12 protein-coding genes and 1 tRNA gene are annotated in these 12308 nt (G+C 65.1%); 11 read left to right on the forward strand and 2 right to left on the reverse strand.

The window, feature by feature from the left end:
* Positions 1–4: 4 nt before the first annotated feature.
* Positions 5–259 (forward strand): YfhL family 4Fe-4S dicluster ferredoxin, encoded by a 255-nt coding sequence (locus ROZ00_15670; GenBank protein MDT3737668.1) that lies wholly within the window; start codon positions 5–7, stop codon positions 257–259.
* A gap of 9 nt (positions 260–268) precedes the next feature.
* Here ROZ00_15670 and ROZ00_15675 read toward each other — a convergent pair whose 3' ends face one another.
* On the reverse strand, positions 269–2227 hold the full coding sequence (locus tag ROZ00_15675; protein MDT3737669.1) for a dynamin family protein: 1959 nt from the start codon (positions 2225–2227) through the stop codon (positions 269–271).
* Between the two features lie 88 nt (positions 2228–2315).
* Positions 2316–3128: a bifunctional DNA-formamidopyrimidine glycosylase/DNA-(apurinic or apyrimidinic site) lyase gene (mutM, locus tag ROZ00_15680; GenBank protein ID MDT3737670.1), complete on the reverse strand. Its 813-nt coding sequence runs from the start codon at positions 3126–3128 to the stop codon at positions 2316–2318.
* A gap of 103 nt (positions 3129–3231) precedes the next feature.
* On the opposite strand from mutM, the gene ROZ00_15685 reads away from it, so the two are divergent.
* From ROZ00_15685 to ROZ00_15730, 10 genes are all read left to right on the forward strand, one after another.
* Positions 3232–4971 (forward strand): tetratricopeptide repeat protein, encoded by a 1740-nt coding sequence (locus ROZ00_15685; GenBank protein ID MDT3737671.1) that lies wholly within the window; start codon positions 3232–3234, stop codon positions 4969–4971.
* The gene (gene lolB, locus ROZ00_15690) at positions 4971–5537 is read left to right on the forward strand and encodes a lipoprotein insertase outer membrane protein LolB (protein ID MDT3737672.1); all 567 of its coding nucleotides are present in this window, start codon (positions 4971–4973) and stop codon (positions 5535–5537) included. Before ROZ00_15685 ends, lolB begins: the two co-directional genes overlap by 1 nt.
* On the forward strand, positions 5534–6388 hold the full coding sequence (ispE, locus tag ROZ00_15695) for a 4-(cytidine 5'-diphospho)-2-C-methyl-D-erythritol kinase (GenBank protein ID MDT3737673.1): 855 nt from the start codon (positions 5534–5536) through the stop codon (positions 6386–6388). Before lolB ends, ispE begins: the two co-directional genes overlap by 4 nt.
* A gap of 6 nt (positions 6389–6394) precedes the next feature.
* Positions 6395–6471 (forward strand) — tRNA-Gln (locus ROZ00_15700).
* Positions 6472–6542: 71 nt separating this feature from the next.
* Positions 6543–7493 (forward strand): ribose-phosphate pyrophosphokinase, encoded by a 951-nt coding sequence (locus ROZ00_15705; GenBank protein MDT3737674.1) that lies wholly within the window; start codon positions 6543–6545, stop codon positions 7491–7493.
* Between the two features lie 53 nt (positions 7494–7546).
* Complete coding sequence (locus tag ROZ00_15710) at positions 7547–8221, forward strand: 50S ribosomal protein L25/general stress protein Ctc (GenBank protein ID MDT3737675.1); 675 nt, start codon at positions 7547–7549, stop codon at positions 8219–8221.
* A gap of 48 nt (positions 8222–8269) precedes the next feature.
* Entirely contained in the window at positions 8270–8866 is a 597-nt protein-coding gene (pth, locus tag ROZ00_15715) for an aminoacyl-tRNA hydrolase (protein ID MDT3737676.1), read from the forward strand.
* Positions 8863–9954, forward strand: a complete 1092-nt coding sequence (ychF, locus tag ROZ00_15720; protein MDT3737677.1) for a redox-regulated ATPase YchF — start codon at positions 8863–8865, stop codon at positions 9952–9954. The genes pth and ychF overlap by 4 nt, the downstream gene beginning before the upstream one ends.
* A gap of 289 nt (positions 9955–10243) precedes the next feature.
* A complete protein-coding gene (locus ROZ00_15725; protein MDT3737678.1) occupies positions 10244–11533 on the forward strand; it encodes a tyrosine-type recombinase/integrase in 1290 nt (429 codons plus the stop codon).
* Positions 11534–11963: 430 nt separating this feature from the next.
* Entirely contained in the window at positions 11964–12302 is a 339-nt protein-coding gene (locus ROZ00_15730; GenBank protein MDT3737679.1) for a helix-turn-helix transcriptional regulator, read from the forward strand.
* Positions 12303–12308: the final 6 nt, after the last annotated feature.

Consider the following 12308-nt stretch of genomic DNA (forward strand, 5'->3'; position numbering starts at 1 on the left):
CAAGATGGCCTTGATGATTACCGACGAATGCATCAACTGCGACGTGTGCGAGCCAGAGTGCCCCAACGGCGCGATTTCGCAGGGCGAGGAGATTTACCAGATCGACCCGGGCAAGTGCACCGAGTGCGTCGGCCACTACGACACGCCGCAGTGCATCGAGGTGTGCCCGGTGGATTGCATCATCCCCAACCCGGACCATGCCGAGGACAAGGATCAGCTGCAGCAGAAGTTCCTGAAGCTGACCGCCCAGAAGGCGTAGTTGCGCCGTTCAGGCTGCTGCCGCGACGGCGGCAGCCTCTCCCGCCTCGGCATGCAGCGTACCCTGCAGCGCTGCGGCGATTCCGTTCAACTCCGCCAGCTGGGCCTCCAGCGCAGCCTGCATCTGCGCCAGTTCGCGCACGCGGTCTTCCAGCGTATCCGTGGCCTGGTGGATGCGCTTGACGCTCTCCAGCCGCCGCTTCAGCTGCAACTGGTATTCGCGCACCTGGGTTTCCAGCGGCGACATGACGGCGCGCAGCCAGTGGTCGACGTCCCGGTTGATCAGTTCGAATGCGCGCCGCACCTGCGTCGCCACGGTCTCGAAGAATCGCTGCGTGAGGCCGCGCTTGGCGTGCGTCACCATGTTGAGCAGAGTGTTGAAATGGGCATTGAAGCCGGCCTCGAGCCGGTCGATCTCCTTTTCGTAGCGCAGCAGCGAGAAAGGTGCCGGCGGGGCCAGTTTCATGCCGTGCTCGTTCGAGAACCGCTCGTACATGGCGTCCATCATCTTCGTGATTTCGGCGATTTCGCCGGCGGACTTCTCCAGGTTGAGGCGCACGTGGCGGAAGAAGCTCTTCATCGCGTCGCGCAGATTCTTCGTGAAGGCGGCCTCCAGCATGATCTCCCGTGTGCGGCGCGTCTCCTCGCGCAAGGCGTCCATGCCGAGGTGCGAGTAGAGATTGTTGGTGAGCTGGGAGAAAACGCTGCGCACGGCGTAGTAGCGTTGCAGGCCTTTCTCGAACTCGTCCTTCTCGCTTTTCACCTTGCGCATCATGTATTCGATGACGCTTTGGTTCTTGCCGCGCAGATCGGTGAGTTCGGCGAGCTGCTCGACGATGCCGCGCCGGCGCGTCTGCAGCAGGGTGAGGGTGCGGGCGACGAGATCCACCGCCTCGCTCTCGGTATTGTCGCGGACGATGTCCTGCTTGGCGGGAATCAGTTCTGCGGTGAGCGCCTGCTCCAGCCCCAGCAGCCGGCTTTTCGCCAGCAGTTCGGGGTCGCGGTTGATCTTGGCGAGCAGACCCTTCTGTGCGGAGACGGGGAAGACATGGGCCGCATCCAGTTCGAGAATCTCCGCGGTGCTGCGTGCCTGTCGGGAAATTTCCTGCTCGATCTCGACGTCGCTGCGGATGCCGTCCCACAGGCCGTCGATCTTGTTGAGCACGGCGATGCGGCCTTTTTGCCGGGTGCGCGCACCATTGACGTGATTTCGCCAGACGGCGAGATCGGATTGCGTCACGCCGGTGTCGGCGGCCAAAATGAACAGGATGGCGTGGGCGCTGGGCAGCTGCGACAGCGTCAGCTCCGGTTCGGCGCCGATCGCGTTCAGGCCGGGCGTGTCGAGGATCACCAGACCCTGCTCGAGCAAGGGGTGCGGGAAGTTGATGATGGCGTGGCGCCAGCAGGGAATTTCCACCAATCCCTCGGAGTCCGGCTTGAGCCCTTCCTTGCCCTCGGTTTCGACGGAAAAGCCGAGCTTGACGGCGTATTCCTGGGCGACGCGCTTTTGCTCGCCGACGCGGGCAAGCGCGGCGTGCATGGCCTCCGCCGAGGCGGTGTCCAGCGGGACAATGCGCCACTCCTCCGGGAAGCGCCGGAATTCGGCCACGCTGGCGTTTGTCGAGCGCGTTTCGATGGGCAGGAGCTCGATCGCGGGCGGCTTGCCGGCGTCGAACAGCAGTTCGGTCGGGCACATGGTGGTGCGCCCGGCGCTCGAGGGCAGGATGCGGCTGCCATAATCGCCGAAGAAGATGGCGTTGATCAACTCGGATTTGCCGCGAGAGAACTCCGCAACGAAGGCGATGATCAGCTTGTCCTCGCGCAGTCGCTCCAGCAGCTGCTGCAGGCGCAATTCGCTTTGTGCGTCGCCGAGTTCGTTTTCGGCAAGCCAGTTCTGCAGATTCAGCAGGTTCTCTGAGACGGCCTGGCGCCATCTGCTGTAGGCGGAAAAGTGCTGGACAAGCCCCATGGCAACCCCGGAAAGTGCTTCAAAAACGCCAATTTAGCACACAACATTGCGAAAGCAATGCAACTCGGAGGCTGCAATCGGCCGTTCGTCAGCGCTGGCAGCGGGGGCAGTGGAAGGTGGAGCGCTGGCCCAGCCGCAGGGAATGCACCAGGGTGCCGCAGATGCGGCAGGGTTCCCCCTCGCGACCATAGACGAAAAGCTGTTGCTGGAACCAGCCGGCACTCCCGTCGCTGTGGATGAAGTCGCGCAGGGTGCTGCCGCCGGCGGCAAGCGCGGCCTCCAGTGTGGCCTTGACCGCCTCCGCGATCCTCCCGCAGCGCGCGCGGGAAAGCCGCCCGGCCGGCGTGCGTGGATCGATGCCGGCGCGGAACAGGCTTTCCGAGGCGTAGATGTTGCCGACACCGACGATGGCATGGCTGTCCATAAGAAAAAGCTTGATGGGCGTAGCGCGACCGCGCGTGGCGGCATGCAGCCAGTCGCCGGTGAAGGCATCCGAGAGCGGCTCGATGCCCAGCGGAGCGATGAGGGGATGCGCCGAGGCATCGTCCCCGACCCAGAGCGCGGCACCGAAACGGCGTGGGTCGCGCAAGCGCAGTGCCTGTCCGCCGAAGACGAGATCGAGATGCTCATGCTTCCCCGGCGGCTCGCCGGCGGGCACCAGTCGCAGGCTGCCGGACATGCCCAGGTGGAGGATCAGCGTGCCCTTTTCGAAACGGAACAGCAGATACTTGCCGCGCCGCTCGATGTCGCGCAGGGTCTGTCCGGCGAGCCGGCGGCCGAGAGCGCGCGGCAACGGGTAGCGCAGCGAGGCGTGGCGTGCGATGGCGCCGTCGATTTTCCGCCCTTGCAGATGGGGCAGCAGGCCTCGGCGGGTGATCTCGACTTCGGGCAGTTCTGGCATGACAAGTGTCGGAACGGACTCGCTTGCCGGGGGTGGCAAAACCCCCTAACATGATCCGGACAAATTTTAATTCTACGCTGCGCTGCGCCGCCCCAACCCCGACATGACCGACTCTCCCCGTTCCCTGCTGTTGCCCGCCGCGGTCATTGCGGCATGCTTCCTTTCCGCCTGCGCCCAGGCGCCAGCCAAGCGTCCGGCGGAATCCGAGCCGGGAGAAGCGACTGCGCCGAAAGTACGCAGCGAACCCTTGCCCAAGATGGAACTTACGGGGCAGATCCTCTACCAGACGCTGCTGGCCGAAGTGGCTGGCCAGCGCGGCAACCTTGGACTGTCGGCCTCGGCCTACATGGACTTGGCACGCTCGACGCGCGATCCCCGCCTGGCCCGCCGCGCCGCAGAGGTCGCCCTGCATGGCCGCAATCTGGACATGGCCCTGCAGGCAACCCGGCTGTGGGTGGAGATCGACCCCGAGTCGCCGCAGGCACGCCAGATGATGGCGGGACTGCTGGTCAGCGCCAACCGCCTCGACGAACTGCAACCCCATGTCGCCAAGCTCCTGGCGCAGGAAGGGGAGAACCTCGGGGACGGCCTGCTGCGGTTGAATCGCCTGTTTGCCCGCTACCCGAACAAGAAGGCCGTGCTGGCCATGGTCGAACAGCTTACCCTGCCCTATGTCGGCATCGCCGAAGCCCATTTCGCGCGCGCCCAGGCGGCACTCAATGCGGCGGAGTGGCAGCGCGGCATCGCTGAAGCCGACAAGGCGCTTGCCCAGAGGCCGGACTGGGACATTGCGGTGATGCTCAAGGCCCAATTGCAGCGCGCCGAATCGCCCGAAGCGGCACTCGATACGCTGCGGCGTTATCTTGCCGGTCATCCCCAGGCGCGCGAAGTCCGCCTGCAGTATGCCCGCAACCTGGTCGGGGCCCGGAACTTTCCGCAGGCGCGCGCCGAATTCCAGCGGCTGCTGGGCGATTTTCCCGGCAATGCCGACGTGATCTACGCCGTGGCGGTGCTGTCCATGCAGCTGTCCGACTGGGCAACGGCGGAGGAAAACTTCAGGAAGCTGCTTGGCCTCGACTTTGCCGAGCTGGACACGGTGCGCCTGTACCTCGGCCAGATTGCGGAAGAGCGCAAGCAGTACGACGACGCCCTGCGCTGGTATGCCGAGGTGGCGCCGGGCGAGCAGTATCTGGCGGCGCAGTTGCGCATTGCCCAGTTGCTGGCCAAGCAGGGCAAGCTGGACGCCGGACGCCGCCATCTGCAGGAGGCCCAAACCGCAGGCAATGCCGACCGCATCCAGCTGCTGCTGGCCGAAAGTCAGCTCCTGCGGGACGCCGGCAGGACGAGCGAGGCGTATGAGCTGCTCGCCGGCGGCCTCGCCGGCGAGCCGGAGCAGCCGGAGCTGCTCTATGAATCCGCGCTGCTGGCGGAAAAGCTTGGCCGGCACGATGTGATGGAGGCCAATCTGCGCAAGCTCATCCGCATCAAGCCCGATCACGCCCATGCCTACAACGCGCTGGGCTACTCCTTCGCCGAGCGCAACCTGCGCCTGGCGGAAGCGGAGGAGTTGATCGTCAAGGCATTGCAACTCTCTCCCGACGACCCCTTCATCATCGACAGCATGGGCTGGGTGCTCTTCCGCAAGGGCGACAACGCCGGTGCGCTGACCCAGTTGCAGCGGGCCTTCTCGATCCGGCCCGATCCGGAGATCGCCGCCCATCTCGGCGAAGTGCTGTGGGTGCTGGGCCGCCGCGACGAGGCGAAGAGAACCTGGCAGGAGGCCGCCAGGTCCCATCCCGGCAACGAAGCCCTGGCCGAGGTCATCAAGCGTTTCGTCCCCTGATGCTGCGCATTCTGTCGGCGGCGGCCTTTATCGCACTGTCGGCCGGTTGCGCCATGCTGGAGCCGGCGGCGACGGCATCGCGCCCGGCGCGGGAAGCGATCGAGGCTTTTCGCCTCGAAGGCCGCATTGCCGTGCGGCGCGCCGGCGAAAGCTTCTCTGCAGGCATCGAGTGGCGCCACGATGCGCAATCCGACGAAATCGTCGTCAGCGGACCGCTCGGCCAGGGGCTCGCCCGCCTCACCTCCGGACACGGAACCGCGCTGCTGGAGACATCCGACCAGAAGCGTTATATGGCAGCGGATCTGGACGGCCTCTCCGAGCAGGTGTTCGGCGCACGGCTGCCGGTGTCCGGGTTGGGGCGCTGGGTGCTCGGGCGCTCCGCGTTCGGCGGCGCTGCCAGCGTGGATGCGGCCGGACGGCTGACCGGCCTTTCGGAACAGGGCTGGTCGATCGAATACCTTCGCTACGAGAGCGAGGCGCGGGATGCCCTGCCGGAACTGTTGCAGGCCCGGCGCGAGGACGTCGAGGTGCGCCTGAAGATCGACAACTGGAGCCTGGTGCGATGACGAACCGGGACCGTGCCTTTCCGGCACCGGCCAAGCTCAACCTCTTCCTGCATGTCATCGGCCGCCGCCCCGACGGCTACCACCTGCTGCAATCGGTATTCCGCCTGATCGACCGCGGCGACACGTTGCACCTTGCGCCGCGAGCGGACGGCCGCATCCTGCGCGCCCATCCGATTGCCGGGGTGTCCGAGGAGAGCGACCTGTGCGTGCGCGCGGCGCGGCTGCTGCAGGCGGCGGCCGGCTGCAGGCAGGGCGTCGAGATAGCGTTGGAAAAGCGCCTGCCCATGGGCGGCGGGCTGGGCGGTGGCAGTTCGGACGCCGCGACCGTGCTGCTGGGGCTCAACCGGCTTTGGGGCCTCGATTGGCCGCGTGAGCGCCTGCAGGCGCTGGGATTGCGCCTGGGGGCGGATGTGCCTTTTTTTATCTTCGGACGAAATGCCTTCGTGGAAGGGGTCGGTGAGTGCTTCCAGCCGGTCGATCTGCCCATGGCCTGGTACCTTGTGATCGAGCCGCCGGTGAGTGTGCCGACCGCCGAAATCTTCTCCGCGCCGAATTTGACACGGGATACGAAAGCCATCAAAATGGCGGACTTTTCAGCGGGTTGGGGCGGCCTGTTCGGCCAAAACGATCTCGAACCCGTCGTGTGCGAACGCTACCCGGAGGTGGCGCGGGCGCTGGCCTGGCTCAGGCAGCACGCCGAAGCGCGCATGACCGGTTCCGGAGCCTGTGTTTTCGCCCCCTTTGCTGTCGAGCAGGATGCGCGCACCGTGCTGGCGCAAGTGCCGGAAGGCATGACCGGCTGGGTGGCGCGGGGCTTGGATGAACATCCCCTGCGGGCACTCGCTGACTGAGACTCTTGGGGAGTCGCCAAGTTGGTTAAGGCACCGGATTTTGATTCCGGCATGCGAAGGTTCGAATCCTTCCTCCCCAGCCAAATTTTATAATGCGGGCAGGTGAATCACCTGCCCGCATCGTTTGCAACGACGGATCGTCCCAGAGGCGCTCATGGCCTACGACAGCCTGATGGTATTCACGGGGAACGCCAACCCCAAGCTTGCCGCCGACGTGGTCAGGCGCCTCAACATCTCGCTCGGGCGCGCCACGGTGGGCCGCTTCTCGGACGGCGAGGTGAATGTCGAGATCATGGAGAATGTCCGCGGCAAGGACTGCTTCATCCTGCAATCGACCTGCGCGCCGACCAACGACAACCTGATGGAACTCATCATCATGGTCGACGCGTTGAAGCGCTCCTCGGCCGGCCGCGTCACGGCGGCGATCCCCTACATGGGGTATTCGCGCCAGGATCGCCGGCCGCGCTCGGCGCGCGTGGCGATTTCGGCCAAGGTGGTGGCAAACATGCTGCAGGCAGCTGGTGTCGACCGCGTCCTGACGGTGGACCTGCATGCGGACCAGATCCAGGGTTTTTTCGACATCCCGGTGGACAACGTCTATGCGGCGCCGATTTTGCTTGGCGACATCTGGAAGAACCAGCACAAGGATCTGCTGGTCGTCTCCCCTGACGTCGGTGGCGTGGTGCGTGCGCGGGCGTTGGCGAAGCGTCTGGAGTCCGACTTGGCGATCATCGACAAGCGCCGCCCGAAGGCCAACGTCTCGGAGGTGATGAACATCATCGGTGAAGTCGATGGGCGAACCTGCGTCATCATGGACGACATGGTGGATACCGCCGGCACGCTGTGCAAGGCGGCGCAGGCGCTGAAGGACCATGGCGCCGCCAAGGTGCTGGCCTATTGCACGCACCCGGTGCTTTCCGGCAGCGCCGTGCAGCGCGTTGCCGACTCGGTGCTGGACGAACTGGTGGTGACCGACACCATCCCGCTCAGCGAGGAGGCCCGTGCCTGTTCGCGCATCCGGCAGATCTCCATCGCCGAACTGATGGCCGAGACGATGTTGCGCATCAGCAACGAGGAGTCGGTTTCCTCGCTGTTCATGGAATAGTTTTTTACAACCCCCTGGCTGGTCGCGGTCAGGGTTTTTACTGGAGCAATCATATGAAAATCGAGTTCAACGCAAACAAGCGCGAACTGCAGGGCACCGGAGCGAGCCGCCGCCTGCGTCGCGCTGGCAAGGTGCCCGGCATTCTGTACGGTGGCGAGACGGCGGCCCTGCCGATCGAGGTGGATCACAACGCCCTCTTCCACAGCCTGAAGCAGGAGGCATTCCACGCTTCCATTCTGACCATGAACCTGGACGGCCAGAAGCAGCCGGTCCTGCTGCGCGACTACCAGATGCACGCTTTCAAGCCGCAGGTGCTGCACATCGACTTCCAGCGTGTCGCCGCCGACAAGAAAATCCACATGAAGGTGCCCCTGCATTTCGTCAACGCCGACATCGCTCCGGGCGTCAAGCTTCAGGGCGGCGTGGTCAGCCATGTGCTGAACGAACTCAATATCATCTGCCTGCCGGCCGATCTGCCGGAGTTCGTCGAGGTGGACATGAAGGACGTCTCCGTCGGCCATTCGGTGCACGTCAAGGACCTCAATCTGCCGAAGGGCGTCGAGGCGGTTCTGCACCGGAACGAGAATCCGGTGGTGGCGACCATCACCGTGCCGCGCGGCACGACAGAAGCCGAACTGGCCGTGGTTGAGCAGGCTGCCGCTGCCGCCCCTGCGGCGGGAGCTGCCGCCCCTGCGGCCGCTCCGGCCAAGCAGCCCGAGAAGAAGTAAGCGCGTCTGCGGCGGCGGTTCCCGCCGCCGCAACGCAACGCTTCCCTCGTGGCCGCGCCGCGCCTCATCGTCGGCCTCGGCAATCCGGGCGCCGAGTACGAAGATACCCGTCACAACGCCGGCTTCTGGCTGTGCGAGCGGCTGGCGGCGAAGCTCGGCACGGCGCTCAAGCGCGAATCCCGCTTCCACGGCATCGTCGGTCGCACGCATGGGCAGGTCTGGCTGCTGATGCCGCAGACCTTCATGAACTGTTCCGGCCAGGCGGTGGCCGCCCTGGCGCGGTTCTATCGCGTCTCGCCCGCAGACATGCTGGTTCTGCATGACGAGCTTGATCTGCCGCCGGGCGCGCTGCGCCTGAAGTTCGGTGGCGGTCTCGGCGGGCACAACGGCCTCAAGGATATCGCCGCGCATCTCGGCACCCAGGATTTCTGGCGCCTGCGCATCGGCGTCGGCCACCCGGGCGACCGTAACCAGGTGGTGGACTACGTCCTGAAAAAACCCCGCAGCGAGGAGCGCTCGCTGATCGAAGAAGCATTGGGCCGCGCCCTCGATGCCTGGCCGATGTTGGAACGGGGCGAATACCCGGCAGCCATGCAGAAGATCAATACACGGCCGGCGCCGCCGGCCCCCCAAGGAAAACCATGAGCCTCAAATGCGGCATCGTCGGCCTGCCCAACGTCGGCAAGTCGACCCTCTTCAACGCCCTGACCAAGTCCGGCATCGCGGCGGAGAACTATCCCTTCTGCACCATCGAGCCGAACGTCGGCATTGTCGAGGTGCCGGACTCCCGGATTGCCCAGCTTGCTGCCATCGTCAAGCCGCAGCGCGTGCAGAACGCCATCGTCGAGTTCGTCGACATCGCCGGGCTGGTGGCGGGTGCAAGCAAGGGCGAGGGCCTGGGCAACCAGTTCCTCGCCAATATTCGCGAGACCGATGCCATCGTGCATGTCGTGCGCTGTTTCCACAACGAGAACATCGTGCACGTCGCAGGCGAGGTGAGGCCGCTCTCCGACATCGAGACCATCGAGACCGAGCTGGCGCTGGCCGACCTGGCGACGGTCGAGAAGGCGCTGGCGCGCTACCGCAAACCGGCCCAGGCCGGCGACAAGGAGGCCAAGCTGCTGGTGGCGGTGCTCGACAAGTGCGCCGCGCAATTGAACCAGGCGAAGCCGGTGCGCGCGCTCGACCTGTCGAAGGAGGAATGGCTCAATCTCAAGTCCTTCTGCCTGATCACGGCCAAGCCGACGCTGTATGCCGCCAACGTCGACGAGCAGGGCTTCACGGATAACCCGCTGCTGGCCGCGGTGGAGGCGCATGCGGCCAAGGAGAAGGCGCCTGTGGTGGCCTTTTGTGCGGCCATGGAAGCGGAAATCGCCGACCTAGCCGACGAGGACAAGGCGGTATTCCTGGCGGACATGGGACTGGAGGAGCCGGGGCTGAATCGCCTGATCCGCGCCGGCTACCAGTTGCTGGGGCTGCAGACCTACTTTACCGCCGGCGTGAAGGAAGTCAGGGCGTGGACCATACACGCGGGCGATACCGCACCGCAGGCGGCAGGCGTCATCCATACCGACTTCGAGCATGGCTTCATCCGCGCCGAGGTAATTTCGTTCGCCGACTTCATCGCCTGCAAGGGGGAGCAGGGGGCGAAGGAGGCCGGCAAGATGCGGCTGGAAGGCAAGGACTACGTCGTGCGGGACGGTGACGTCATGCACTTCCGCTTCAATGTGTGACTTGAGATACCCGCTTCAGGACATTCCAGAACGTCGCATCATTCAATAAATAGCCTTGTAAATCAGCATTCAACGCTCTTAGTACGTTTCACACCATCGCTGGACAACGCACGGGAAAGCGGGTACAAAAGCGGGTACCGAGGCCGGAGAGGTCGGAAGGTGTACCCGCTTTCTGGGGTGACTGTGGATAAGTTGCCCGCTCTCCGTACCCGCTTTTTCTGAATCGCCTCGGTAAATCAGTGGGCTGCGGAACTGACCCCAGTACCCGCTTTTTCGAGGAGGCGAGGCGATGGCGCGATTTCTGACGAACGACAAGGCGATCCAGGCGGCCAAGAAGCGGGCCGTGGACTACAAACTCAACGACGGCGGCGGTTTGTACCTGCTGGTGAAGTCGGCCGGCTCGAAACTCTGGCGCTACCGCTACAAGCTGGCTGGCAAGGAAAACACCTTCGCCCTGGGCGAATACACCCGTGCCCCGGATGGCGAGAGCGAGGAGCAACGGGCGCAGCGCATCGCCGCCGGCTTCCTCACCCTGGCCGAGGCGCGCATCGAGCGCGACAGGGCGTGTGGACTGGTGGCGAAGGGCATCCATCCTGCGCACCATCGGCAGAGCGAGCGCCAGCGCAACCTCGAGGCGAGCGAAGCACGCAAGCGAAAGTCTGAAAACAGCTTTGAGCGCGCCGCCCGCGCCTGGCTGGAAGACGGCAAGGGCAAATGGGCGGCCGGCACCCACCGTGCCAAGAAAGCCCGCGTCGAAAAACACCTGCTGCCGGCTCTCGGCGAGCTGCCCCTTGAAGAGATCGGCGTGAAGACGCTGCGCCCGCTACTGCTCGATCTGAAAGGCGGGGTGTGGACGGCGATCCACATCAAGGGGGACCTGTCGGGCATCTTCGACTTCGCCATCCTGCGCGGCTGGTGCGAGTCGAATCCGGTGTACCTGCTGCGCTCCTTGGTGGAGATCCCGCGGAGCGAGAACAAGGCGGCGCTGCAGGCGCCCCAGCTCCGCGACTTCTTCAAGAAGCTAACCGGCTATCGCGGCTGGCCGGAAACAGCGCTCGCCCTGCGCCTGATCCTGCTCACGGCCGCGCGTCCCGGCGAGGTGGCGGCGGCCGAATGGTCGGAGATCGATTTCGAGGCGCGCCTGTGGCGCCGGCCGGCGGCGAAGATGAAGGCGCGGGTCGACCATATTTCCCCGCTGTCCGACCAGGCGGTGGCCCTGCTGCAGGAACTGCGCGCCATCACCGGCAACAGCGCACACTTGGTGCCGCGCCGCGACGGCACGCAGCGCCCCATCGATCCCGCCCGCTTCGCTTATGCGATGCGCGATCTGGCGCTCGCCGAGCGCGCCAGTCCGCACTGCTTCCGCGCCACCTTCTCGACATGGGCGAACGAACGGGGCTTCCGTCCCGACGCCATCGAAAAGCAGCTCGCCCATGTGCCCCGCGATGCGGTGCGCGCCGCCTATGACCGCTCGCTGCTGATCGAGGAGCGGCGGGCAATGATGCAGGCCTGGGCCGATTACCTGTCCTCCTTGGCGGCCGAGAATGTCATCGTCTCCCACTTCGGCCGCGCCGCCTGACCTTTCGCTGCCGGTTTCTTTTCTGACCCTGTGTTTTGCGGTGGGGCAAGTGGGGCAGGTGGGGCAATCGCCCGGAAACCCGCGCCAGTGCTTGATCTACGCTGCCCCACTTCCTCCGAAAACGCATGGGGCACGGTGGGGCGCGGTGGGGCATTTCCGTGTCAAGACGGCGCATCGGCGGCGCGAAAGGCGCCCCCTGCCTGCCGCCATCGGAAGGGGCGATTTTTGGATTTCCCACCCAGAGGCCAAAAATAGCCGGAAAACGTACGCAATTTCCCACTTCCTCGAATTACTACCGATAACAGGTGTTATGTTTAATTGTGTCTCCCACTTTTACAATGAAATCAGAAAATACTTTGTATTTTCGCGTAGTTGCGCTATCCTCGGATTGTCACGCGCGCGCGAGGCGCGTAATACGGGAGCGCACTGAATGACGGCGGAAGAACTGAAGCAGGCTTTGAAGACGCTCGGATGGAAGCAAAGCGAGCTGGCGCGGCGCGTCGAGGTCGGGGATACCACCGTGTCTCGCTGGGCAGCCGGCGATCCGCCGGTGCCGGGACCGGTGGCGGCGTACCTCGGCATGGCGCTGGAAATTGACCGCCTGCACCGCCAGTACGTGCGCCCCATCAAGCCGGCAAAAGCGGCTGCCGAAGAAGGCGCGGCCGACGAACCCGGCGGGGAGGGGCGCGCCCGGCAGCGGGTGCGCGAGCTGGGCGGCGCCGATCTGTTGGCCGGGACGCAACCGGGCAAGCCGGCGCCGGAGGCCTGAAGCGCT

This window comes from Denitratisoma sp. (assembly GCA_032027165.1).
GTDB lineage: Bacteria > Pseudomonadota > Gammaproteobacteria > Burkholderiales > Rhodocyclaceae > Desulfobacillus.

Excerpts from the sequence above, each read along its gene's own strand:
- ROZ00_15670 (MDT3737668.1), top strand. The coding sequence starts at position 5 with ATGGCCTTGATGATTACCGACGAATGCATCAACTGCGACGTGTGCGAG.
- ROZ00_15675 (MDT3737669.1), bottom strand. The coding sequence starts at position 2,227 with ATGGGGCTTGTCCAGCACTTTTCCGCCTACAGCAGATGGCGCCAGGCC.
- mutM (MDT3737670.1), bottom strand. The coding sequence starts at position 3,128 with ATGCCAGAACTGCCCGAAGTCGAGATCACCCGCCGAGGCCTGCTGCCC.
- ROZ00_15685 (MDT3737671.1), top strand. The coding sequence starts at position 3,232 with ATGACCGACTCTCCCCGTTCCCTGCTGTTGCCCGCCGCGGTCATTGCG.
- lolB (MDT3737672.1), top strand. The coding sequence starts at position 4,971 with ATGCTGCGCATTCTGTCGGCGGCGGCCTTTATCGCACTGTCGGCCGGT.
- ispE (MDT3737673.1), top strand. The coding sequence starts at position 5,534 with ATGACGAACCGGGACCGTGCCTTTCCGGCACCGGCCAAGCTCAACCTC.
- ROZ00_15705 (MDT3737674.1), top strand. The coding sequence starts at position 6,543 with ATGGCCTACGACAGCCTGATGGTATTCACGGGGAACGCCAACCCCAAG.
- ROZ00_15710 (MDT3737675.1), top strand. The coding sequence starts at position 7,547 with ATGAAAATCGAGTTCAACGCAAACAAGCGCGAACTGCAGGGCACCGGA.
- ychF (MDT3737677.1), top strand. The coding sequence starts at position 8,863 with ATGAGCCTCAAATGCGGCATCGTCGGCCTGCCCAACGTCGGCAAGTCG.
- ROZ00_15725 (MDT3737678.1), top strand. The coding sequence starts at position 10,244 with ATGGCGCGATTTCTGACGAACGACAAGGCGATCCAGGCGGCCAAGAAG.
- ROZ00_15730 (MDT3737679.1), top strand. The coding sequence starts at position 11,964 with ATGACGGCGGAAGAACTGAAGCAGGCTTTGAAGACGCTCGGATGGAAG.